The sequence below is a fragment of the Edaphobacter dinghuensis genome, from assembly GCF_014640335.1.
GTDB classification, from domain to species: Bacteria; Acidobacteriota; Terriglobia; order Terriglobales; family Acidobacteriaceae; genus Edaphobacter; species Edaphobacter dinghuensis.
This window is the reverse complement of record NZ_BMGT01000001.1, coordinates 782,726-802,537: the sequence shown is the minus strand read 5'-3', so window position 1 is coordinate 802,537 and position 19,812 is coordinate 782,726. Positions and strand designations below refer to the sequence as shown.

Sequence of the window (19,812 nt, the reverse complement as noted above, 5' to 3'; positions counted from 1 at the left end):
CGAGAGCGTATCGTACCTCTATGCGAGCACACTGTTTTGCAGCTGCGATTATTGCAACAGCACTCACCCTGCAACTCCACGCTCAAACCGCCACCCAGACCAGCAGCATGAGCGTAGCCACTGCACACGCTCTGCTTGAGCGCGGCGACGTCACCGACGCCATCGCGATGCTCGAGATGTTGCAAAAGCAAACCCCCAAAGCACCCGGCATTGCGCACGAGCTCGGCCTCGCCTACTACCGCAGCGGCAAGCTCGTCGAAGCAGAAAAATCCTTCGCCGAAGCCATGCAGCAAGATCCCACCGACGAAGAGTCCGTCCAGCTTCGCGGCCTGACGCTCTACCGCCTCGGCCACCCCGCCGAAGCCATCCCCTATCTCGAAAAGATTCGCAAGTGGACGCCGAACGGCAACGCCGACGCGAACTACGTCCTCGGCCTCTGCTACATGAACGCGCAGCGCTTCGACGAGGCCCGCGCCGCCTTTGCCACCCAATACGGATTCGCGCCCGACTCCGGCGCCGCATGGCTGCTCATGGGCAACATGCTGCTGCGGGCTAACTTCGCAGAGATGGCGTTGCAGGCTGGGCAGAAGGCGCTCGCGGCAACTCCCAACCTTCCACTCGCGCACTTCCTCATGGGCGAGGTCTACCTCTACAAATCCGATCCACAGAAGGCGCTCGCCGAGTTCAACCAGGAGCGCCGCATCAACCCTGCCTATGCTCCCATCTACGATCGCCTCGGCGACGTCTACACGCAACTCGGCGACTACCAGCAGGCGCAGGAGTCACTCACCCGCGCTCTCTCGCTCGACCTCTCTAGCACCGGCCCCTTCATCCAGATGGGCAAAGTCCTGCTCAAGAAAAATGATCCGCAGACGGCAGCGATGTATCTCGAGCACGCCGAGAAGATGGACCCCGGCAACTCCCTCACCCACATACTGCTCGGACAGGCCTATCGCGGGTTGGGCAAGAAGGACGAGGCACGGCAGGAATTTGAAAGCGCTGCAAAGATCAGCGCCGCCAGCCGTCCCACACTGCAATCAATCCAATAAGGGGAGATAATTCCCCTCGTTGCCGTGGTTGAGTCCTTCCCGGAAAAATCGTTTTCATCCGCTGGAACCCGGCATCTCATCTCTACGTAGTTAAGAGTAGAATTCTTCGCGTAGGTGCGCGTCCTTTCAAGCGCTCCTCGTTCGCATGCTGTCTTTTCCCACGCACGTTCTGTGCAAGCAAGCCGAACACAAGATCCGGCCACTTTAGAAAAAAGAATATTGATTTCGACACTCGAAGATCAAGATTCAGACTTTCTTTGGAGGCATATATGGAATCCCAGAACTCACTGTCTATACGTTTAGTAAAGTCAGAAATGCTGGGCTTTGGCCGCGGTATTTTGCTGGCCGCCGGAATCGTCTTTCTCTTCCTCCTGCTCGCCGACACGACCGCACACGCGCAGGCCGTCTACGGCTCCATCATCGGCACCGTCACCGACCCCAGTGGAGCCGTCGTTCCCAACGCCACCGTTACCGTCACCGACATCGCCAAGGGAACCTCCGTGCAAGTGCAGACCAACGGCGACGGCCAATACACTGTGCAGCACCTGATCTCCGACGTCTACCAGGTCACCGCTGATGCCACCGGCTTCGCCACCGCGACGCAGAAAGGCGTTCAGGTCTACGTCGATACCGCGCCCCGTGTCGACCTCAAGCTCGCCGCGCAGGGAACCGTGCAGACCGTCACCGTCACCGCCGGTGCGCCGCTGCTCGAAACCGATCGCTCCGACGTCAGCACTGTGCTCAACACCCGTGCCGTCGAGCAACTTCCGAATCTCAATCGCAACTTCACCGCCTTCGAGCTATTAACGCCGGGTACAACCTACATCGGCTGGAACGTCGGCGAGTCGCAGAACCCGCAGCGCAGTCAGCAGATCGAGGTCAACGGCCAGCTCCCCTTCGCCACCGGCTACGAGCTCGACGGCACCGACAATCAAGACCCCATCATCGGCGTCGCCGTCATCAATCCCAACCTCGATGCCGTCTCCGAGATGAAGGTGACCTCGCAGAACTATGACGCCGAGCAGGGCAAGGCCGTCGCCGGCCTCGTCACCGCGCAGACCAAGTCCGGCAGCAACGAGTTCCACGGTTCCGCCTTCGAGTTCCGCCGCTCCGACGCCAACCAAGCCCGCGATCCCTTCGCCCAGTCCACAAGCGACCCCGTCTCCGGACGCTACATTCCTTCCTTCCTGCACAACCAGTTCGGCGGCTCCATCGGCGGGCCAATCAAAAAAGATAAAGCCTTCTTCTTCGGCGACTATCAGGGCCTGCGCGAAAAGACCGGCCTCAGCATCCTGCAAACCGTTCCCACCGCACTCGCCCACAGCACCTGCACCACCGGTCCCACCTGCAACCTAAGCGACTACCTGCAAGGCGGCCAGGGCCAAATCTACGATCCCACTACCAATCCCAACAACAACACCGGCCGCACGCCCTACGCCGGAAACCTCATTCCCACCTCGCAGCTCTCAGCACCCGCCGTTAATCTCCTGAAGCTGCTGCCCCAGCCCAACACCGGCGCAGCGGGCCTCATCGTCAATAACTATGTCGCCTCCGGCTCCGGTGCCTTCAACTCCAACCAGGCCGATGGGCGCGTCGACTTTCAAGTGACGCAGAAGTTGCACACCTTCGGCCGCTACACCTACTTCAGTTCGAACCTCAACGGCGCACCCTACTTCGGCGGCGCAGGCGGCGGCGGATTCGGCAGCGGCAACTTCGCCGGAACCGACACAGCAAAAGATCAAAGCATCGCCGCAGGCGGAGACTACGTCGTCTCTTCCAACTGGCTCACCGACTTCCGCTTCGGCTGGTTCCGCATCCACATCAACGAGCAGGGCCCCGACTACAACCAGCCCGAGGGCACCAATCTCGGCATTCCCAACGTCAACCAGGGAGACCTCTCGCTCAACGGCGGTCTGCCGCAGTTCAACATCGACGGCATGTCCGAATACGGAACCTCCACCAACCAGTTCCTTCAGACCGAGAGCCAGTTCCAGTTAGTCAATAACTGGACCCATGCCATCGGCAATCATTCCATTCGCTTCGGCGTCGATGGCCGCTACGCGCTCAACCATCTCGTCGGTCTCGACAACAACAACGTCCGCTCCGGCAACTTCCACTTCTTAGCCACCGAAACCCAGGGCAGCACCGGCAGCGGCCTCGGCCTCGCCACCTTTCTGCTCGGCGACGTCGGCCAGTTTCAGCGCACGCAGACCCAGAACACCAACGCGCAGGAGCGCCAGAAGCGCTTCTTCTCCTACGCGCAGGACCAATGGCGCGTCACCAACAAGCTCACCGTCAATTACGGCCTTCGCTGGGAGATCTACTTCCCTGAGAGCGTCAACGGCAAAGGCCAGGGTGGCCTGCTCGATCTCGACACCGGCAACATCCGCATCGCAGGCTACGGTCCCTACGGCACCAACCTCAACGTCAACAACGAGCTGGCCCATCTGGCTCCGCGCATCGGCGTCGCCTATCAGGCCACCGACCGCATCGTCGTCCGCGCCGGTTACGGTCGCGTCTACGGTCAGGGCTGGTCGGGCGACACCTTCGGCGAAGTCCTCACCTTCTCTTATCCCACGCAGGTCTCGCAGAACCTCAACGCGACAACGTCTTATGCCTCTCTGTTCAACCTGCAACAGGGACCACCCAGTTACACCTTCCCGCCGATTCCCACCAGCGGCGACTATCCGTTACCTAACGGAGTCGGCGTGCCCACACGTCCGCTCACCACACGCATCCCCACACTCGATGCATGGAACGTAGCCGTCGAGCAGCAGCTCTCGCCCAGCTCGTCGATGCGCATCATGTACGTCGCCAGCCACGGCATCCATAACATGTTCGACTCTTCGAACCAGGCCAGCCCCAACCAACCAACCATCGCCGGATTCAAACAGGTCAATCCGAATGCAGCCATCCCCGGCACTTTGTACACACAGAGTGATCGCCGCCCCTACTTCGACGGCATCGCGCAGACGCTCGGCGTCGGTTACGGCCATCCCTTCGGATGGACACAGGACCTGCGCTATAACGCCAACGAAGCCACGACAAGCTACGAAGCGCTGCAAGTCGTCTACGAGAAGCGCATGAGCCACGGCTTCCAGATCCTCACTCACTACACCTGGTCCAAGGCCCGCGCGCACGAGTCCGACTACTTCTTCATCAACCCACGCGCAGACTACGGCAACAGCTACTACAACCGTCCGCAGGCCTTCGTCTTCACCAGCAACTGGGATCTACCCTTCGGTCGCGGCAAAGCCTTCGGCAGCAACATGCCGCGCTGGATGGACGCTGTCGTCGGAGGCTTCGCCTTGAATGGCTCCGCTACCTACCAAAGCGGCCTGCCCTTCACCCCCAGCTACGCAGAGTGTATCAGCGATCAGGACATCGATGGCCAAGGTGGTTCGCTCTGCCGCCCCAACCGCACCGGCCTCGGCTACGACCTCGCAGTAGGGGCCTTTGACCCGGTTGCTCACACCGTCAAATACTTCACCGCAGGGCCGCCGCTAACCAACAACGGAGACTCCTTTGGAGCCTACTCTCGCCCGGCTGTCGGCACCTTCGGCAACATCCAGCGCGACTCGCTCTTCGGCCCGCACCTCTTCAACACCGATTTCTCCGTCGCCAAAAACTTCTCATTGACTGAGAAGCTCAGGCTGCAACTCACCGCACAGGCCTTCAACGTCTTCAACCACGTCAATCTCGCCGGCCCCAACAGTTGCGTCGATTGCCAGAACGCAAACGCAGGATTAATTACCGGCACCGTCGGCAGCCAGGACGGATCGTCGATGCGGAGAATCCAGTTCGCAGGCCGCCTCCAGTTCTAACCTCAACCGAAGCAGGATAAGAAACCGGGTGCCCACGTCCCGATTCTGGGACGTGGGTTGAACCACCACGTCACACCCTCAACGACCGCATCCCGTATTTGTCACCCCCAAATCCAAAGGGAACAGGCATGGCTTCCTTTTCTTTGTCATTCCCGAAGGGAATCTGCGTCTTGCTCGAATCACCAAACAACATCCGAAGGAGAACCACCCATCACTTCCCAATACAAAACGTACTGAAGATCAAATGAAGAATATCGTCCGTAGTAGTAGCTCCCGTCAGCCCATCGAGCGCCTCGAGCGCCTCATAAAGATCCAGCAGAATCATCTCATGCGGCACTGCGTTATCGACCGCGGCCCGTGCTTGCTTCACTGCCGCCAGCGAAGCCGAAACCGCCTGCTGCTGGCGAATGTTCGTCAACAGCGCCGTCTCCCCACCCGGCGCGCCACTCGTCATCAACGCAACAATGGCGCTGCGAAGCTCCGCAATGCCCTCACCAGTCAACGCCGAAGTCTTAATCACGCGATGCCGTTCGTTCGGCAGCGACACCTCCGGCGCAAGATCACACTTGTTGCACGCAATCAGCAGAGGCCGCGTCTCATGCGCAGCCATCGCAGCCACATCCTCGGCGTGCAGCGCCTCCGTGCCATCAAGCACCAGCAACACCATATCCGCCTCGGCCATCGCCTCACGCGATTTGCCGATGCCGATGGTCTCTGCCTCATCGGTCGCTTCGCGCAGCCCCGCCGTATCCACCAGCTCCAGCGGTATGCCATCGAGCGAGACCCGCTCCGTCACCAGATCGCGCGTCGTCCCCGGCATCGCCGTCACAATCGCGCGGTCGCGCTCAATCAGCCGATTGAACAGCGACGACTTGCCCGCATTCGGCCTGCCCACAATCGCCAGCGTAAATCCGTCGCGAACGATGCGCCCATAGCCGAACGTCTTCTCCAGCGCCTCCAGCGAAGCCGCAATCTCCTCCATCTGCGCAGCCATCGCCTCGTTCGGCAACAGATCGATATCGTCCTCGGCAAAATCAATCCCCGCCTCAAGCGTCGCAATCAGATGCACCAACTGCTCCTTAACCGGAGCCACCCTGCGCGACAACGCACCCCCAAGCTGCTGTGCCGCCACCCGCGCCTGGTGCAGCGTCGTCGACTCAATCAGATCGTGCACCGCCTCGGCCTGCGTCAGGTCGAGGCGGCCCGCAAGAAACGCACGCTGCGTAAACTCCCCCGGCTCCGCTAGACGCGCTCCGCCCGCGATACACGCACGCACCAGATAATCGAGCAACACCGGCGAACCATGCGCCGCTATCTCGACAACATCTTCGCTCGTGTATGAGTGCGGCCCCGCAAAATAAGTAACGACCGCCTCATCCAAAACCTCACGCGCTTCTTCCGATCGCGTCTTATCTTTTTTTTCTATATCGAGTATCTCGGCAAACCGCGCCTGCCCCGCCGCCAACGGATGCCGCAGCCGCAGCAGCGGCTCAGCAATCGCACGAGCAAGCGCACCGGACAACCGAACCACGCCAATGCCTCCGCGCCCCGGCGGCGTCGAGATCGCCACAATCGTGTCATTCACAAACTCACTCATACAACTTCGATTGTCACTCTTTTTGCTCCCGCAATACAGCACGTCATCTCGACCGAAGGCGAAGCCGAAGTGGAGACCCCTGTATTTCGCCTTTCCCCAACACTCCATGCGATCCTAGGTAATGCATCTGCGGCCAGCCCAGCCCGAAGACGCACTCGCCGTAGCCCGCGTCCACGTGCGCTCGTGGCAGGCGGCCTATCGCACGCTGCTACCCGACGATTACCTCGACCAGCTTCGGCCCGAAGATCGCGCACCGCACTACAACTTCACCACTCGCGATCCACAAAAACCTTACACCATCGTCGCCGCAGAAGAAGGCATCATCCAAAGCTTCGCCACCGCCGCGCCCTCGCGCGATTCCGACCTGCGTGGCCACGGCGAGCTCTACGCGCTCTACGTCGATCCCGTCTACTGGAACCAAGGCGTAGGCGTCGCACTCATCACCGCAGCCCGCACATACCTCGTGCAATCGGGCTTTCAACAAGCGCTCCTCTGGGTATTGACCGGCAATCTCCGCGCCGAGCGATTCTACGAACGCAATGGCTGGACAACCGACGACCATCACCGCACCGTCACGCTGTGGGGCATCGACGTCGAAGAAGTCCGCTATCTCAGCGTTCTTTGAGCAGCCCCAAGACCATCGACATTCGCCATGCGTAGAATGTTTCACGTAGAAACCCCACCCATTCTGGAGATTTGAAGATGAACAAGATGTTGTTGTCCGGATGCCTGTTACTCGGCTGCCTTGGTGTAGCCTCGGCCCAACAGAACTATTTCGACCAGTGGCCCGCCGGCGATTCGCCGCAAGAGGTAGGTAAGGCCCTCTCCGAACACTTCGTCACCAGCCCACACCAGTACACCAAGACCATTCACTACTCCGAGGTCTGCGCCTGGTACGGCGCGCTCCAGTTCGCCGAGCTCACCCACGACGACGCCCTCCGCCAGGAGCTCATCAAGCGCTTCGATCCGCTCATGCCCGGCGGCGCCGAAGCCGACCGCATCCCCAAGCGTCACCACGTCGACGACCAGATCTTCGGTGTCGTCCCCATGGAGATCGCCATCCAAACGAAAGACCAGAAGTACCTCGACTTCGGCAAGTCCTTCGCCGACGAGCAGTGGAACCATCCCTCTGCCGACGGCATGTCCGACGAGACCCGCTACTGGATCGACGACATGTACATGCTCACCATGCTGCAGCTCGAGGCCTACCGCGCCACCGGCGACAAAAAATATCTCGACCGCGACGCTCATGAGATGGTCGCCTACCTCGACAAGCTGCAACAGCCCAATGGCCTCTTCTTCCACGCGCCCGACGTGCAGTTCTACTGGGGCCGCGGCGACGGCTGGGTCGCGGCAGGCATGGCCGAGATGCTGCGCAGCCTCCCCGAAAATCACCCCGACCGCGCTCGCATCATGAAAGGTTATCGCCTTATGATGAGCGGCCTGTTGAAGTACCAGGGCAAGGACGGCATGTGGCGTCAGCTCATCGACAAGGACGACGCGTGGCCCGAAACCTCCAGCTCCGCCATGTTTAGCTTCGCCATGATCACCGGCGTCAAACACGGCTGGCTCGACGCTGCCACCTACGGACCCGCCGCGCGCAAAAGCTGGATCGCCGTCGTCGGCTACGTCGACCAGAACCACGACGTCACCCAGGTATGCGAAGGCACCGGCAAGAAGAACGACCTCGAGTACTACTACCAGCGCAAGCGCCGCACCGGCGACTTCCACGGCCAGGCCCCTGTCCTATGGGCCGCCGACGCTCTGCTGCGCGACAAATAACAAGGCAGCAGCAAAACAATAAAAAACCGCACGTCCTCTCAACCAGAGGCCGTGCGGTTTTTATTGCACGCTGCAGACTTTCCGCACCTTCACTTCCCGTCCTCGACCTTCCAGCGAATCCGAATATCCTCTCCAATAATGTGGACCCTGTCGTACTCGTACTTGTTGTCGCTACTCACCGGCTTGTGCGACGCATACATCTTCATATTCGGCAGCGGCACCAGCGTAACCGTCGTCTTCAGCGTCGTCGTTCCAAAGGTCTGCACCCAGTAGTCCTGCTTCCTCTGCCGCAGCGTGAACTTGAAGAACGACTCCAGCTTGTCTCCCGTCTTCAGCTTCGCAGCAGGCGCAGCGTAGTCGGTCGTCATCGGATCGCGGTGCGTTACGGCTGATGTATCCGACGCCTTCCACTCGGCGAGCTTCGTCGATGCGCCTGTGCGCTTCGCCCACAGCTCCTGCAGCTCGCCATGTTCCGTATCCTCAAACTCCACGCCGAGTTTATAGTCGCACCCGGTCAAGGCAGTGACCCGGCCTTCGAGCGTAATCTCGAGGATTACCTCTTCCCCTTCAATGCGCAACGCCTCAGCCTTAATCGAGAGCGAATCGCGATAGTACTCCAGCTCGCGCAGATAGATGCGCAAGCGGTCCTGCATCGCCGGTGGCAGATCGAAGCCGATGACGTGATAGAAGATGCTCTTGTTCACCTCATGCGTCAGCCGCTTCTTCACAAACGGATCAACGGTCAGCGTCAGCGCCGAAGCAATGCAGATCGCCTCAATCACGCCATGCCACGGCCCGCGTTCAGGATAGAAATAAAGCCCCGCCAGACTGCCGAGCAACACCGCACCCGCCAGCAGATAGAGCCAATACGCCGCAAGAAAACTCTCGTCGTCCTTCGTCTCAGACGTAGACATAGCAACACTCCTGCGGGGAGGAGCCAAATTCTACGCCGCCCAATCAAGAGCGTCCAACGCTTGACACACATTAGAGTAGAATGCTACATAGGTTGAGACCGGAACCCATTATTCATGATTCTCACCAGACTTCTTCTTCCCGGCATCCTCCTTCTGTGCAGCACGGCACCTGCACAGCTTCTCCATCCCGCATCTCCCATGCCCAGCTTCGACGTCGTCAGCGTGCGCCCCACCGACCCCAACCAGGAGCTCTCAAACGGCGGCGTCAGTCCCGACAGCTACCGCGCCGAGCGCACCACCATCGATCAGGTGCTCGCCTACGCCTTCGGCCTCGGCTACGACAAAGAGCTCGTCAATGCGCCCTCGTGGACTGCAAACGAGCACTTCGACATTCAGGGCAAGCTCGATGACCATCAGGTCGCCGCCCTTCACCAGCTAAGCCGCGACGACCGCGAGCAGCAGATGCGCCTGATGGTGCAGTCCCTGCTCGCCGAGCGCTTCCACCTCACCTATCACCTCGAGACGCATGTACTTCCCGTCTACCTCCTTGAAGTTGCGAAGGGTGGCCTCAAGTGTTCACGCGACATCACCTCGAAGCCCGCCATCGCTGATCCCTCCCGTCCGCGCTTCCGCTGGTCCACCGCGCCCGCGCCTCCGCCACCTCCGCCCGGCTGGCACCCGCCCTCACCCTCCGAGCAGAAGACGCTCATGCAATCGCTGCATCTGCGCACCAAGGGCTGGCCGTTCTGGCTCACCGTTACGATGCTCAGCCACCAGCCCGAGCTTCAGGGCCGTCCCGTGATCGATAAGACCGGTCTCGAAGGCGCCTACGACTGCGAGATGAATTGGTCACAGGCCAACTCTGATAGCACAGGCCAATTCTTCTTTACCGCAGTGCACGACCAGCTCGGCCTTACGCTCCACCCCTCCAAAGGCCCGGTCGAAGTTCTCGTCATCGACAGCATCAGCCGTCCCTCCGAGAACTGACATTCAAAATGCCCTACGGGTGCGGAGGCGGAGTACTGTTCCCCTTAAGCCCGGCAAGAATCTGCGTCATAAAATCGTTCGCCGCGCCGGGACTGTTCGGCAGAAAGATCGTATTCGAGCCGCCCCGCGTGCCGATATCGCGCAGCGTATCGAAGTACTGCGTCAGCAGCACCAGCGCCATCACATCGTCAGCCGTCGTCCCCGGCACCGACTCGCGGAAGTGCTCGATCGAAGCGCGCAGACCGTCGATAATAGCCTGCCGCTCCGCAGCAATACCCTTGCCCTGCAGCGCCTTCGATTCGGCCTCAGCCTCAGCCTGCTTCACCTTCAGAATCTTGTCGGCCTCGCCCCGCGCCTGCGCCGCTACCTGCGCCCGCTGTGCCGCATTGATATCGTTCATCGCAGTCTTGACCTTCACATCAGGAACGATATCGGTCACCAGCGCCGTAAGAATGTTGTAACCAAACCCCGACATGATGCTGTCCAGCTCAGTCTTCACATTCACCGAAATCCCCGACTGCTGCTCAAACGTCTCATCGAGCGAGAGCTTCGGCACATGTCCAAGAATCGAATTGAAGACGAACGACTCAATCTGCTTCTGCGGCGCGCTGAGCTTATAAAACGCATCATAGATCTTGTCATCGAGTACCTGATACTGCACCGAAACAGGTATCTGTACAAAGACGTTATCGTGCGTCTTCGTCTCAACAGAGAACTGCGCCTGCTTCACCTGCAAATCGACAAAGAAGACGCGCTCCGCATAAGGCACCAGCACATGCAACCCCGGTCGCACAATGCGGTTGAACTTGCCAAACCGCTCGACGACTCCAGCCGTATAAGTGCGAACCGTAAACAGTGTCTTAAGAACGGTAACCAGCACAACAATCGCAGCGATAAATAAAAGGACGAGCAGAAAAGCGTTCAATGGCTCCATGCAAATAACCCTCGCAGCGAGAATACACGACACCGGTTGCGCGAAAGTCTCTGTGACAGTACATGTCAGCACGACCGAGTTACGATAAAAGCCATGGCGACGCACTTCTCCAACGAAGCCCTCAAATTCCTCCGCGGCCTCAAGCGCAACAACGACCGCGAGTGGTTCACCGCGCGCAAAGACGTCTACGAGCGCGAGCTGAAGGCCCGCATGCTCGCCCTCATCGCCGAGATCAACGACGCCATGATCGACTTCGCGCCCGAAAACGTCCGCCCCCCGCAAAAAGCCATCATGCGCATCTACCGCGACATTCGCTTCAGCAAAGACAAGCGGCCTTACAAAATCCATCAGGCCGTATGGTGGGCGCGGCAAGGGTTGGAGAAGACCTCGGGCGGCGGCTTCTACTTCGACGTCAGCGGCACCGAGGTCACCATCGCCGCAGGCGTCTTCATGCCCGAGCGCGAACAGCTCCTCGCCATCCGCCGCTATCTCCTCGAACACCACGAAGAGATGCGCCGCCTCCTCGCAGCTAAAAAGTTGAAGGCGACCATGCAGCCCATCGACCGCGAAAGCCTCACCCGCCCGCCCAAAGGCTTCCCCACAGACCACCCCGCGATGGACCTTCTGCTCGCCAAGCAATGGGGAGTCATCGCACGCCTCCCCGCCGACTTCGCGCTGCGCCCCACGCTGGTCAAAGACGTGGTGACACACTTCAAACTCGCCGCGCCCATCGTAGCGCTGCTCAACACGCCATTAATCCCAAAGCACCGTAAGCCGCTCTTCTAACTCGCCACCCTGCATCAGTCGTGATGTAATATCGAACCCAGATTCATCCGCAGCGTACGCGCAGCAGGAACAAGCATCGATGCCGCAACGATCAGCGAAAGCACCACAATCGCCGTTGTATAGCTTGCCGGATCAAGGTTACTCACGCCGTAGAGCGCGACCCGCAAAAACTTCGACCCAAGCGCTGCGAATCCTGCTCCCACCGCCAACCCCACCAACGTCGGCCAAAGAAATTGATGCAGCACCGCAGTCAGCACCGCGCCCGGCTGCGCTCCCAGCGCCATGCGAATCGCAATCTCCTTGGTGCGCTGTGTCACGATGAGTGCGACCAGACCAATGATGCCCACCGCAGCGAGCGACACCGCAACCATTCCTACAAAGCTCGCTATCGCAGCCACCCTTGCAATCTGCTCCACGTCACGGCGATAGAGCACCTTCAGCTGTCGAATCTCAGGAAACAGCGAGCCATCAAGATTTGCACTCATCGCCTTCACCGCAGGCACCAACGAACCCGGCTCTCCGCTCGATCGAGCGATCAGCACCATATCCGGCATGTTTTCCTTCTGCGCTGCCCAATACTGTTCGGTTGCATCGTCATTGCTCAGCGCATTGATGTGCGCATCTCCCACCACGCCAATGACCGTGTCTTTCGTCGTTCCATCTCCCAGCATCTGCCCCAGTGGATTCTCTCCCGGCCACTGCGCGCGCGCAAACGACTCGCTCACCACCACGGCATTTTTTTCCTCCGGGTAAAAGGTGCGGCCCAGCCTCAGCGGAATCCCCATCGTGCGAAAGAAATCCGGCGCCACCCAATTGGGATAGGCCGTCACCTTGTGTCCGCGAATCTCGGTCTCGCTCCGCGAAACAATATGCCCCATCGGCGGAAGCTGCACCAGAGACACCGCACTCACACCCGGAATTGCGCGCAACCGTGCCTGCATCGCATCCAGGTACGTCTCTGCCGCCGTTGTCGTATATCCATGGTGGCTGAGCTGCGGATCGATCGATATGATCTGTTCATATCCAAATCCCGGATCGGTATAAAGCGCGTGATGCGTCGCATGCACCAGCAATGCCGCAAGAATCAGCAGCACCGAGCTCGCCGCAATCTGCGCTCCCACCAGAAGCTGCCTTGCAATCGTCTTCTGTTGCCGCTGCCGCGCAATCTGCAGCGCAGGCAGCAGACCAAAACAGAACGTCGCCACCACCGTCATCGCAATCGTAAACAGCACCACTCGCCAGTCCGGCACCGCGCTCAGCCACCCCGGCGCATTGATCTTACGCAACACTATCTGCATGACTGCACAGGCAAGCGCCAGCCCCGCTGCTGAGCTAATTACGCCCAGTAACAGGCTCTCGGTGCACAGTTGCCGAAAGATGCGCCAGCGTCCGGCACCGATGGCGATACGAATCCCCATCTCATGCTGGCGGCTCACCGCCCGCGCCAGCATCAGGCCGCCAAGGTTGGCACAGGCGACGATCAAAATCAGCAATGTGAGTACGCCAATCATCACCGCCACCCGATACATCTCCGGTGTAATCACCTGCAAATGCCCACCCGCAGAGACCTGAATAAACTCGTCCTTCCAAACCGCATCGGGATGCTCACCGCGCAGAAGATTCGTCAGCGACCGCAGCTCCTCCTCCGCGGCCTTCGCGCTTACACCCGGCGCCAGCTTGCCCCACATCCGAACGCTTCCGCTATTCCAATCTGCTAACACCGTGCTGTGCTCAATAAAATAAGGCTGCTGCGCGATCGGCATCCAGATATCGGGCCCCTGCCCGCCGAGGCTGGCAAACTCGTACGGCGTAATGCCAACCACGGTCGCGGACTTTTGATTCAGATGAATTACGCGACCCACCACCGCAGGGTCGCCGCCGAAACGTCGTTGCCACAGGCCATAACTCAGCACCACCGCTGGCGGCGCAGACGGACTGGCGTCGTTCGCCGCGTTCAACATGCGCCCATACACGGCCTGCGTTCCCAGCTCCGTAAAATAATTCGGCGTCACAAAAGAAGCGCTCGTCGGCTGCAGGTCGTCATCGATCTGCATCGGTGGCACACCCAGTACCGCCATCGTCGCCGAAAGCGTCTTCGCATGCTCGCGATAAAAGTCGAAGGACGGATACGCCATCTCGCTGGTGTAGTTATCGGGCGACCTCCGCTCCAACCGCACAATGCGATCGGCCTGCGGCACAGGCAGAGGCTTCAAAGCAATCATGTCGAACAGGCTGAACGCCGCAACATTCACACCAATGCCAATCGCGAGCACCAACACCGCCACCAGCGTAAATCCCGGCGCGCGAGCCAGAATCCTGATGCCATAGCGCAGGTCCCGCATCAGCCGGTCCAGCCACATCCACCCGCTCGCTTCATACGCCTGCTCGCGCAGCCGCAGCACGTTGCCGAAGTTGTTGCGGCCCGCGCGGGCCGACATCTCGCGATGGAACTCCATATCGTTTTCAAGCTCCTCATCGAGACGGCGCCTGTTGATCAGGTAATGAATCTTACGAAGCAGATCGCGCATGCGTGAACCTCCCAAACCTTATCCGCCTTCGATTACGCCGTTCGCAAAACATCCCGAATCGCCTGGCTCACGCGATCGTAGCTATGCAATTCTTTCTTCAATTGCTGCCGCCCCTTCGCCGTCATGCGATAGAAACGCACTCTGCGGTTCGTCTCCGAGATGCCCCACTCCGCTTCGACCCACCCCTTCAGCAGCATCTTCTGCAGCGTGGGATAAAGCAGTCCCTCCTCCACAGCCAGCACCTCGCTCGACAGCAGATGAATCCGCTGTGCAATGGCATAGCCATGAAGTCCCCCGGTCTGGAGAACACGAAGAATCAGCATCGGAAGAGCACTGGCAGGGCTAACGGGATCAGGCATATTTTCCATAGGCATAATATTTATATGCCTATGGAAAATATGTCAACACCTTCCCATAGAAGCTGAACAGATCCGCGCACGGCAAAACACAACTCCCGAACCCCTATAAAATTCCCCCAGGCATTCGACGCAGCACCAGCTGCGATCCTAACCCGCAATAGGAGAGCACGATGTCCGACAAGACTATCCTCGCCCCAGCAACAGAGCTCGCCGCCAAAAACCCAGCCCACTTTCCCAACGAGTCCGCCGAGTACCGCGCCGCACGCACCGCGCTGCTCGCCGAGGAGATCGAGCTGCGCCGCCACATCGAGCGCGTCTCCGCCCTCCGTCGCGCCCTTCCTCCCGGCGGCATCGTCCCCGACGGCTACACCTTCATCACCGAAAGCGGCCCGCGCACCTTCGCCGAACTCTTCGGCAACAAGCAGACCCTCGTCCTCTACAGCTACATGTTCGGCCCCCAACGCGAGCGGCCCTGCCCCGTCTGCACCTCGCTGCTCTCCGCCTGGGACGGCACCGCCCCCAGCGTCTCTCAACACACCGCGTTCGGCATCGTCGCCCGCTCGCCCATCGAGCGCCTGCTCGCCTTCAAAAAAGAGCGCGGCTGGCAAAACCTCAACCTCTACTCCGACATGCAGGGCGACTACACCCGCGCCTACGTCAGCGCCGAAGACGGCGACGCCGCAGGCATCAACGTCTTCACCCGCCACAACGGCGTCATCCGCCACTTCTGGAGCGGCGAGATGGGCCCCGGAACCGCCGACCCCGGCCAGGACCCACGCGGCGCGCCCGACATCGACCCCCTCTGGACTCTGCTCGACCTCATCCCCGAAGGCCGCCCCGCCACCTGGTATCCCAAACTCGACTACACGCCCACACCACTCACCACCATCAAATAGCAATCCAAACACCGGATGCCCCACGTCCCGATTCTGGGACGTGGGTTTACGAAGCACCACCACCCCTCGGCTAAACTAGAACTTCCACGGTAAGCCGATGCCAGCCGAAATCATCCTCCAGCAAACCCCGGACGATCTCGCCCTTCTCAACAAGCGCGAGCAGCTCGCCGCCGTTCGCAGCACACTCGCCGAACGCGAGTCCGAGCTTGCCCAGCTTCGCGCCCAGCTCAAAACCTTCGAAGGCCGCTATCTCCGGCAAGTTGGCATCCTCTACGCCGAGCTCGACGAGCTCGAGGCCCGCATCGCCGAACGCGAGGTCGACCTCTACGACTCCGAATCCGCCCGCCGCCGCGCCGAAGAGGCTCGCCAGCAAGCGCAGGAGACCCACGACGCCGCATTCGGTGACGCCGCTGTAGCTGAAGAATTCGATCCGCCGCCCAGCCTCAAGACCCTCTTCCGCGACGTCGCCAAACGCATCCATCCCGACTTCGCCCGCGACGACGACGAGCAGCGCCACTTCACCCTGCTCATGGCCCGCGCCAATCAGGCCTACAGCCGCGGCGACCTCGAAACTCTGCAGCGCATGCTCGACGACCACCGCGAGATCAACGCCTCCATCGCCGGCGAAGGCGCCACCGCCGAGCTGCTCCGCATCACCCGCCAGATTCAGCACGCCCGCCGCGACATCGCTCTGCTCGACGCCGAACAGCACACGCTGCTCTCAAGCGACATCGCCCATCTGCATCGCGATGCCGAGGCCGCCGCACGCGAGCACCGCGATCTGCTCACCGAGCTCGCCGCCAGTCTTCGCGACCAAATCGCCGACGCCCAGCACCGCTTCGAGCTCATCGACCGCCAGATCAGCGCTCATGGAAAATAGAAATAGCAAAAAATAAGGCCGCGATAGACAACAAACATCAGGCCAGCGCGAAACATAAATAGCCCCAGCATGGACGATCAAGACAAAACCAAATCCGGCCTGCAGCACGTCCCCACCGCCGGAGCCACGCTCACGCTCGGCTCCACGCGCTCCGGCATCATCGCCCGCGGCCGCCGCGACGCCGCCAACGCAGCCTCCAACCCGCACTACAAGCAGGCCGTCACCGACTACAACGCAGGCAACTTCACCGCCGCCGCATCAGGCTTTCGTCTTGCCGCCGAGCAAGGCCACGCCGAGTCGCAGTACCTTCTCAGCACCATGTACGACGAAGGCAAGGGCCTCCCCGAAGACGACGCCCAGGCCGCCCACTGGGAGCGCAAAGCCGCCGAGCAGGGCCACGCCTACGCGCAGGCCAACCTCAGCTTCCGCTACTACGCCGTCAACAATTTTGCCGAAGCCTTCGTCTGGTGCCAGCGCGCCGCCCACAGCAACCTCGCCTGGGCGCAGTACAACATCGGCCTCATGTATCGCAAAGGCGAGGGCGTCGCGCAGAGCAACACCGAGGCCGCCCACTGGTATCGCCTCGCCGCCAACCAGAACTTTGCCGAAGCCCAGCAAAAACTAGCCGACCTCTACTACTTCGGGCAGGGTGTCCCTCGCAGCTACCCGCAGGCAGCCGCGTGGTATCGCAAGGCCGCCGATCAAGACAACGCCGAAGCACAGTTCCAGCTCGGCCACCTCTACGCCATCGGCCAGGGCGTCGAGCACGACTACACCCAATCCCGTCACTGGATTCGCCAGGCCGCTCTGCAAGGCCACGAGCAGGCACTCCGCGAACTAAAGCGCCGCGAGTACCGCGACCCCTAGCCCCATTTTTCACACAGTAGCTTTTTTGTGCGGCGCATTGGCTCTGTGCGATCAACCGCGAAGAAGAGGCGCTCCAAAAGGCGCACCCGTCAGTCCTCCGTCAACCATCAACTCGACAGCCGCCACAGCAACTTACCTAGCCGCAACCATCTCTACACCATCCATCGCACCCCGGCTATACCGTCGCGGCGAACAACCCATCACCCTGCGAAACGCCTTGCCGAACGCGCTCTCCGACTCATACCCCAGCGACGACGCAATCGCCGCCAGCGAATCGCCCGTGCACCTCAGCCTGTCGCCCGCCAGCAGCATCCGCCATCGCGTCAGATACTCCATCGGCGTTATCCCCACCATCTTCTTAAACCGCTGCGCAAAGACCGACCGCGACATGCCCACCCGCTCCGCCAGCGTCTTCAGCGTCCACCCATACCCCGGCTCGTCGTGCATGCACGCAATCGCCGCGCCCATCTGCTTGTCCGCCAGCGCAAACAGCCAGCCAACATTGTCGCGTCCGCCATCGGCCAGATGCAGCCGCAGAGCCTGTATCAACATCATGTAAGCAAGCTGCTGTGCAATCAAACTCCCGCCCGGCTGCGGATCGCGCAGCTCCTCCTTCATCCGCTCCAGCGACCACCGCATCGCCTCCTTGTCCGACTCCTTCTGTATATGCACAATCGGCGGCAGCGACCGCAGCAGAAACCCGGCATGGCTGCCAGTCAGCACAAAGTGTCCACCCACCAGATACCGCTCGCAGCCCTCCCTGCCGACAGCCGCGCCGTCCTTCTTCCACGTCGCCCGTAGCACCTGAAAGTCACCCGGCGGCAACGACAGATCAGTCGCCAGCCGAAACGGCAACCCTCGCGGCAGCAGAAAGCAATCCCCAGCCGTCATCCGCACCGGCTCCTCGATGCCCTCGACCGACAGCCAGCACTCGCCCGCGATCATCGCATAGCACTTGATGCCTTCATGATTAGGAAACTGAACGGCCACATCGCCATCCATCTGAAAGCCACCGGAGATATAGCTCCGAGGTTTCAGCAGCGACAACACATCCGAGAGCGGGTCCATTGGTCGTATCAATCCTCAACTTCATAGATACCCAACCCCCACCCAAAGACTCTAAAACTCAATCAAAACAGGTACAAAACGGGTGCCCCATCTCCCGCCTCTAGGACATGGGTTAAACCACCACTGCGCTACTCAAAAGCACGTCATCTCGACCGAAGGCGTGCGGCTTTATCGCACGCCGCAGTGGAGAGACCCCTGTATTTGCCTTTAAATCCGCCCCAATCCGCGGCCGCTCTGCGGACGATCAAACCAAAACTCCGGACTCCCAACCCAGATCGTACGTCCTCCACCCCACATCTACTCAGCAGCAACAAAAAGGAGTACACCTCATGCGTATCTTCGTCACCGGAGCCACCGGCTTCATCGGCTCCGCCCTCGTTCCCGAGCTCATCCGCCACGGCCACCAGGTCCTCGGCCTCACGCGCTCCGACGCCGGAGCCCAATCCCTCCTCGCCGCCGGGGCCCAGCCCCACCACGGCGACCTCGAAGACCTCGACAGCCTCCGCCGCGGTGCAGCCTCCGCCGACGCCGTCATCCACCTCGCCTTCATCCACGACTTCTCCAAATTCCTCGCCAACTGCGAGATCGACAGCCGCGCCATTGAAGCCCTCGGCTCCACGCTCGCCGGCTCCAGCCGTCCGCTCGTCATCACCTCCGGCACCGGCATGGGCAGCGCCGCGCCCGGCCAACTCGCCACCGAAGACCACTTCGATCCCGACCACGCCAACCCGCGCAAGTCCTCCGAGCTAGCAGGTGCAGCTCTCACCGACCGCGGCATCAACGTCTCCGTCGTCCGCCTCCCCCAGGTCCACGACCCCTTCAGGCAAGGTCTCATCAGCTACGCCGTCGCCGCCGCTCGCGACAAGGGCCGCTCCGCCTACGTCGGCGACGGACAGAACCGCTGGCCCGCCGTGCACGTCCGCGACGCCGCCCGCCTCTATCGCCTCGTCGTCGAAAAACAGCAGCCCGGCGCCCGCTACCACGCCGTCGCCGAAGAAGGCGTCCCCGTCCGCGATATCGCCGAAGTCCTTGGCAAAGGCCTCAAGCTCCCCACCGCCTCCCTCTCGCAGGAAGAAGCCGCAGCCCACTTCGGCTGGCTCGCGCCCTTCGCCGCCTGGGACATGCCCGCCTCCAGCACCTTGACCCAACAGCGCCTGAACTGGCACCCCACCGGCCCCACCCTCATCTCCGACCTGGAACAGATGCGCTTCTAAACCCAAACGCGCACCGGCGTAAACAAACCACCGGTGCGCTTCAGCCTACACATAAGCGCGTTCATCAAAACTGAACTGTACCTTAACTTAACGAAGCCATCCTCACCATTGCCTCTGCACCGGGAAC

The 19,812-nt window shown here is 60.9% G+C and carries 16 protein-coding genes; 10 read left to right on the top strand and 6 right to left on the bottom strand.

From position 1 onward, the window contains the following. Positions 1 to 20: 20 nt before the first annotated feature. Positions 21 to 1,049, top strand: a complete 1,029-nt coding sequence (locus tag IEW09_RS03215) for a tetratricopeptide repeat protein (protein ID WP_188552688.1) — start codon at positions 21 to 23, stop codon at positions 1,047 to 1,049. Between the two features lie 314 nt (positions 1,050 to 1,363). Then, positions 1,364 to 4,873, top strand: a complete 3,510-nt coding sequence (locus IEW09_RS03210; protein WP_229739050.1) for a TonB-dependent receptor — start codon at positions 1,364 to 1,366, stop codon at positions 4,871 to 4,873. A 211-nt stretch (positions 4,874 to 5,084) separates the two neighbouring features. Here the strand turns inward: IEW09_RS03210 and mnmE are convergent, their stop codons facing one another. Further along, positions 5,085 to 6,470: a tRNA uridine-5-carboxymethylaminomethyl(34) synthesis GTPase MnmE gene (gene mnmE / locus IEW09_RS03205; protein ID WP_188552686.1), complete on the bottom strand. Its 1,386-nt coding sequence runs from the start codon at positions 6,468 to 6,470 to the stop codon at positions 5,085 to 5,087. A 121-nt stretch (positions 6,471 to 6,591) separates the two neighbouring features. On the opposite strand from mnmE, the gene IEW09_RS03200 reads away from it, so the two are divergent. Both IEW09_RS03200 and IEW09_RS03195 read left to right on the top strand, forming a co-directional pair. After that, positions 6,592 to 7,095, top strand: a complete 504-nt coding sequence (locus IEW09_RS03200) for a GNAT family N-acetyltransferase (RefSeq protein ID WP_188552685.1) — start codon at positions 6,592 to 6,594, stop codon at positions 7,093 to 7,095. 77 nt (positions 7,096 to 7,172) lie between these two features. Next, entirely contained in the window at positions 7,173 to 8,252 is a 1,080-nt protein-coding gene (locus tag IEW09_RS03195; RefSeq protein ID WP_188552684.1) for a glycoside hydrolase family 88/105 protein, read from the top strand. A gap of 89 nt (positions 8,253 to 8,341) precedes the next feature. On the opposite strand, the gene IEW09_RS03190 is transcribed toward IEW09_RS03195, so the two are convergent. Then, positions 8,342 to 9,166: a hypothetical protein gene (locus tag IEW09_RS03190; RefSeq protein ID WP_188552683.1), complete on the bottom strand. Its 825-nt coding sequence runs from the start codon at positions 9,164 to 9,166 to the stop codon at positions 8,342 to 8,344. 114 nt (positions 9,167 to 9,280) lie between these two features. Between IEW09_RS03190 and IEW09_RS03185 the strand changes: the two genes are divergently transcribed. After that, the gene (locus IEW09_RS03185; RefSeq protein WP_188552682.1) at positions 9,281 to 10,153 is read left to right on the top strand and encodes a TIGR03435 family protein; all 873 of its coding nucleotides are present in this window, start codon (positions 9,281 to 9,283) and stop codon (positions 10,151 to 10,153) included. A 13-nt stretch (positions 10,154 to 10,166) separates the two neighbouring features. On the opposite strand, the gene IEW09_RS03180 is transcribed toward IEW09_RS03185, so the two are convergent. Next, positions 10,167 to 11,087: an SPFH domain-containing protein gene (locus tag IEW09_RS03180; protein ID WP_188552681.1), complete on the bottom strand. Its 921-nt coding sequence runs from the start codon at positions 11,085 to 11,087 to the stop codon at positions 10,167 to 10,169. 93 nt (positions 11,088 to 11,180) lie between these two features. On the opposite strand from IEW09_RS03180, the gene IEW09_RS03175 reads away from it, so the two are divergent. Further along, positions 11,181 to 11,873: a DUF2461 domain-containing protein gene (locus IEW09_RS03175; protein WP_188552680.1), complete on the top strand. Its 693-nt coding sequence runs from the start codon at positions 11,181 to 11,183 to the stop codon at positions 11,871 to 11,873. A 14-nt stretch (positions 11,874 to 11,887) separates the two neighbouring features. Here the strand turns inward: IEW09_RS03175 and IEW09_RS03170 are convergent, their stop codons facing one another. Together IEW09_RS03170 and IEW09_RS03165 are read right to left on the bottom strand one after the other, a co-directional pair. Continuing rightward, positions 11,888 to 14,401, bottom strand: a complete 2,514-nt coding sequence (locus IEW09_RS03170) for an ABC transporter permease (RefSeq protein WP_188552679.1) — start codon at positions 14,399 to 14,401, stop codon at positions 11,888 to 11,890. 32 nt (positions 14,402 to 14,433) lie between these two features. Beyond that, positions 14,434 to 14,760 carry a PadR family transcriptional regulator gene (locus IEW09_RS03165; RefSeq protein ID WP_229739049.1) on the bottom strand — a complete coding sequence of 109 codons (327 nt, stop codon included), beginning with the start codon at positions 14,758 to 14,760 and terminating at the stop codon, positions 14,434 to 14,436. 170 nt (positions 14,761 to 14,930) lie between these two features. Between IEW09_RS03165 and IEW09_RS03160 the strand changes: the two genes are divergently transcribed. The 3 genes from IEW09_RS03160 (at position 14,931) to IEW09_RS03150 (ending at position 17,403) form a co-directional block, all read left to right on the top strand. Next, on the top strand, positions 14,931 to 15,656 hold the full coding sequence (locus IEW09_RS03160) for a DUF899 family protein (protein WP_188552678.1): 726 nt from the start codon (positions 14,931 to 14,933) through the stop codon (positions 15,654 to 15,656). Between the two features lie 97 nt (positions 15,657 to 15,753). Continuing rightward, positions 15,754 to 16,536 (top strand): coiled-coil domain-containing protein, encoded by a 783-nt coding sequence (locus IEW09_RS03155; RefSeq protein ID WP_188552677.1) that lies wholly within the window; start codon positions 15,754 to 15,756, stop codon positions 16,534 to 16,536. Between the two features lie 69 nt (positions 16,537 to 16,605). Then, positions 16,606 to 17,403: a tetratricopeptide repeat protein gene (locus IEW09_RS03150; protein ID WP_188552676.1), complete on the top strand. Its 798-nt coding sequence runs from the start codon at positions 16,606 to 16,608 to the stop codon at positions 17,401 to 17,403. Positions 17,404 to 17,535: 132 nt separating this feature from the next. Here IEW09_RS03150 and IEW09_RS03145 read toward each other — a convergent pair whose 3' ends face one another. After that, positions 17,536 to 18,471, bottom strand: coding sequence for an AraC family transcriptional regulator (locus IEW09_RS03145; protein WP_188552675.1), 936 nt, complete (start codon positions 18,469 to 18,471; stop codon positions 17,536 to 17,538). Between the two features lie 329 nt (positions 18,472 to 18,800). On the opposite strand from IEW09_RS03145, the gene IEW09_RS03140 reads away from it, so the two are divergent. Further along, positions 18,801 to 19,685, top strand: a complete 885-nt coding sequence (locus IEW09_RS03140) for an SDR family oxidoreductase (protein ID WP_188552674.1) — start codon at positions 18,801 to 18,803, stop codon at positions 19,683 to 19,685. The last annotated feature ends 127 nt before the right edge of the window (positions 19,686 to 19,812 follow it).

Bases quoted from the DNA above. Each gene is read 5' to 3' on its own strand.
- IEW09_RS03195 (WP_188552684.1), top strand. From the start codon at position 7,173: ATGAACAAGATGTTGTTGTCCGGATGCCTGTTACTCGGCTGCCTTGGT.
- IEW09_RS03175 (WP_188552680.1), top strand. From the start codon at position 11,181: ATGGCGACGCACTTCTCCAACGAAGCCCTCAAATTCCTCCGCGGCCTC.
- IEW09_RS03215 (WP_188552688.1), top strand. From the start codon at position 21: ATGCGAGCACACTGTTTTGCAGCTGCGATTATTGCAACAGCACTCACC.
- IEW09_RS03140 (WP_188552674.1), top strand. From the start codon at position 18,801: ATGCGTATCTTCGTCACCGGAGCCACCGGCTTCATCGGCTCCGCCCTC.
- IEW09_RS03170 (WP_188552679.1), bottom strand. From the start codon at position 14,401: ATGCGCGATCTGCTTCGTAAGATTCATTACCTGATCAACAGGCGCCGT.
- IEW09_RS03165 (WP_229739049.1), bottom strand. From the start codon at position 14,760: ATGCCTGATCCCGTTAGCCCTGCCAGTGCTCTTCCGATGCTGATTCTT.
- IEW09_RS03200 (WP_188552685.1), top strand. From the start codon at position 6,592: ATGCATCTGCGGCCAGCCCAGCCCGAAGACGCACTCGCCGTAGCCCGC.
- IEW09_RS03185 (WP_188552682.1), top strand. From the start codon at position 9,281: ATGATTCTCACCAGACTTCTTCTTCCCGGCATCCTCCTTCTGTGCAGC.
- IEW09_RS03145 (WP_188552675.1), bottom strand. From the start codon at position 18,471: ATGGACCCGCTCTCGGATGTGTTGTCGCTGCTGAAACCTCGGAGCTAT.
- IEW09_RS03150 (WP_188552676.1), top strand. From the start codon at position 16,606: ATGGACGATCAAGACAAAACCAAATCCGGCCTGCAGCACGTCCCCACC.
- mnmE (WP_188552686.1), bottom strand. From the start codon at position 6,470: ATGAGTGAGTTTGTGAATGACACGATTGTGGCGATCTCGACGCCGCCG.
- IEW09_RS03155 (WP_188552677.1), top strand. From the start codon at position 15,754: ATGCCAGCCGAAATCATCCTCCAGCAAACCCCGGACGATCTCGCCCTT.
- IEW09_RS03210 (WP_229739050.1), top strand. From the start codon at position 1,364: ATGCTGGGCTTTGGCCGCGGTATTTTGCTGGCCGCCGGAATCGTCTTT.
- IEW09_RS03190 (WP_188552683.1), bottom strand. From the start codon at position 9,166: ATGTCTACGTCTGAGACGAAGGACGACGAGAGTTTTCTTGCGGCGTAT.
- IEW09_RS03160 (WP_188552678.1), top strand. From the start codon at position 14,931: ATGTCCGACAAGACTATCCTCGCCCCAGCAACAGAGCTCGCCGCCAAA.
- IEW09_RS03180 (WP_188552681.1), bottom strand. From the start codon at position 11,087: ATGGAGCCATTGAACGCTTTTCTGCTCGTCCTTTTATTTATCGCTGCG.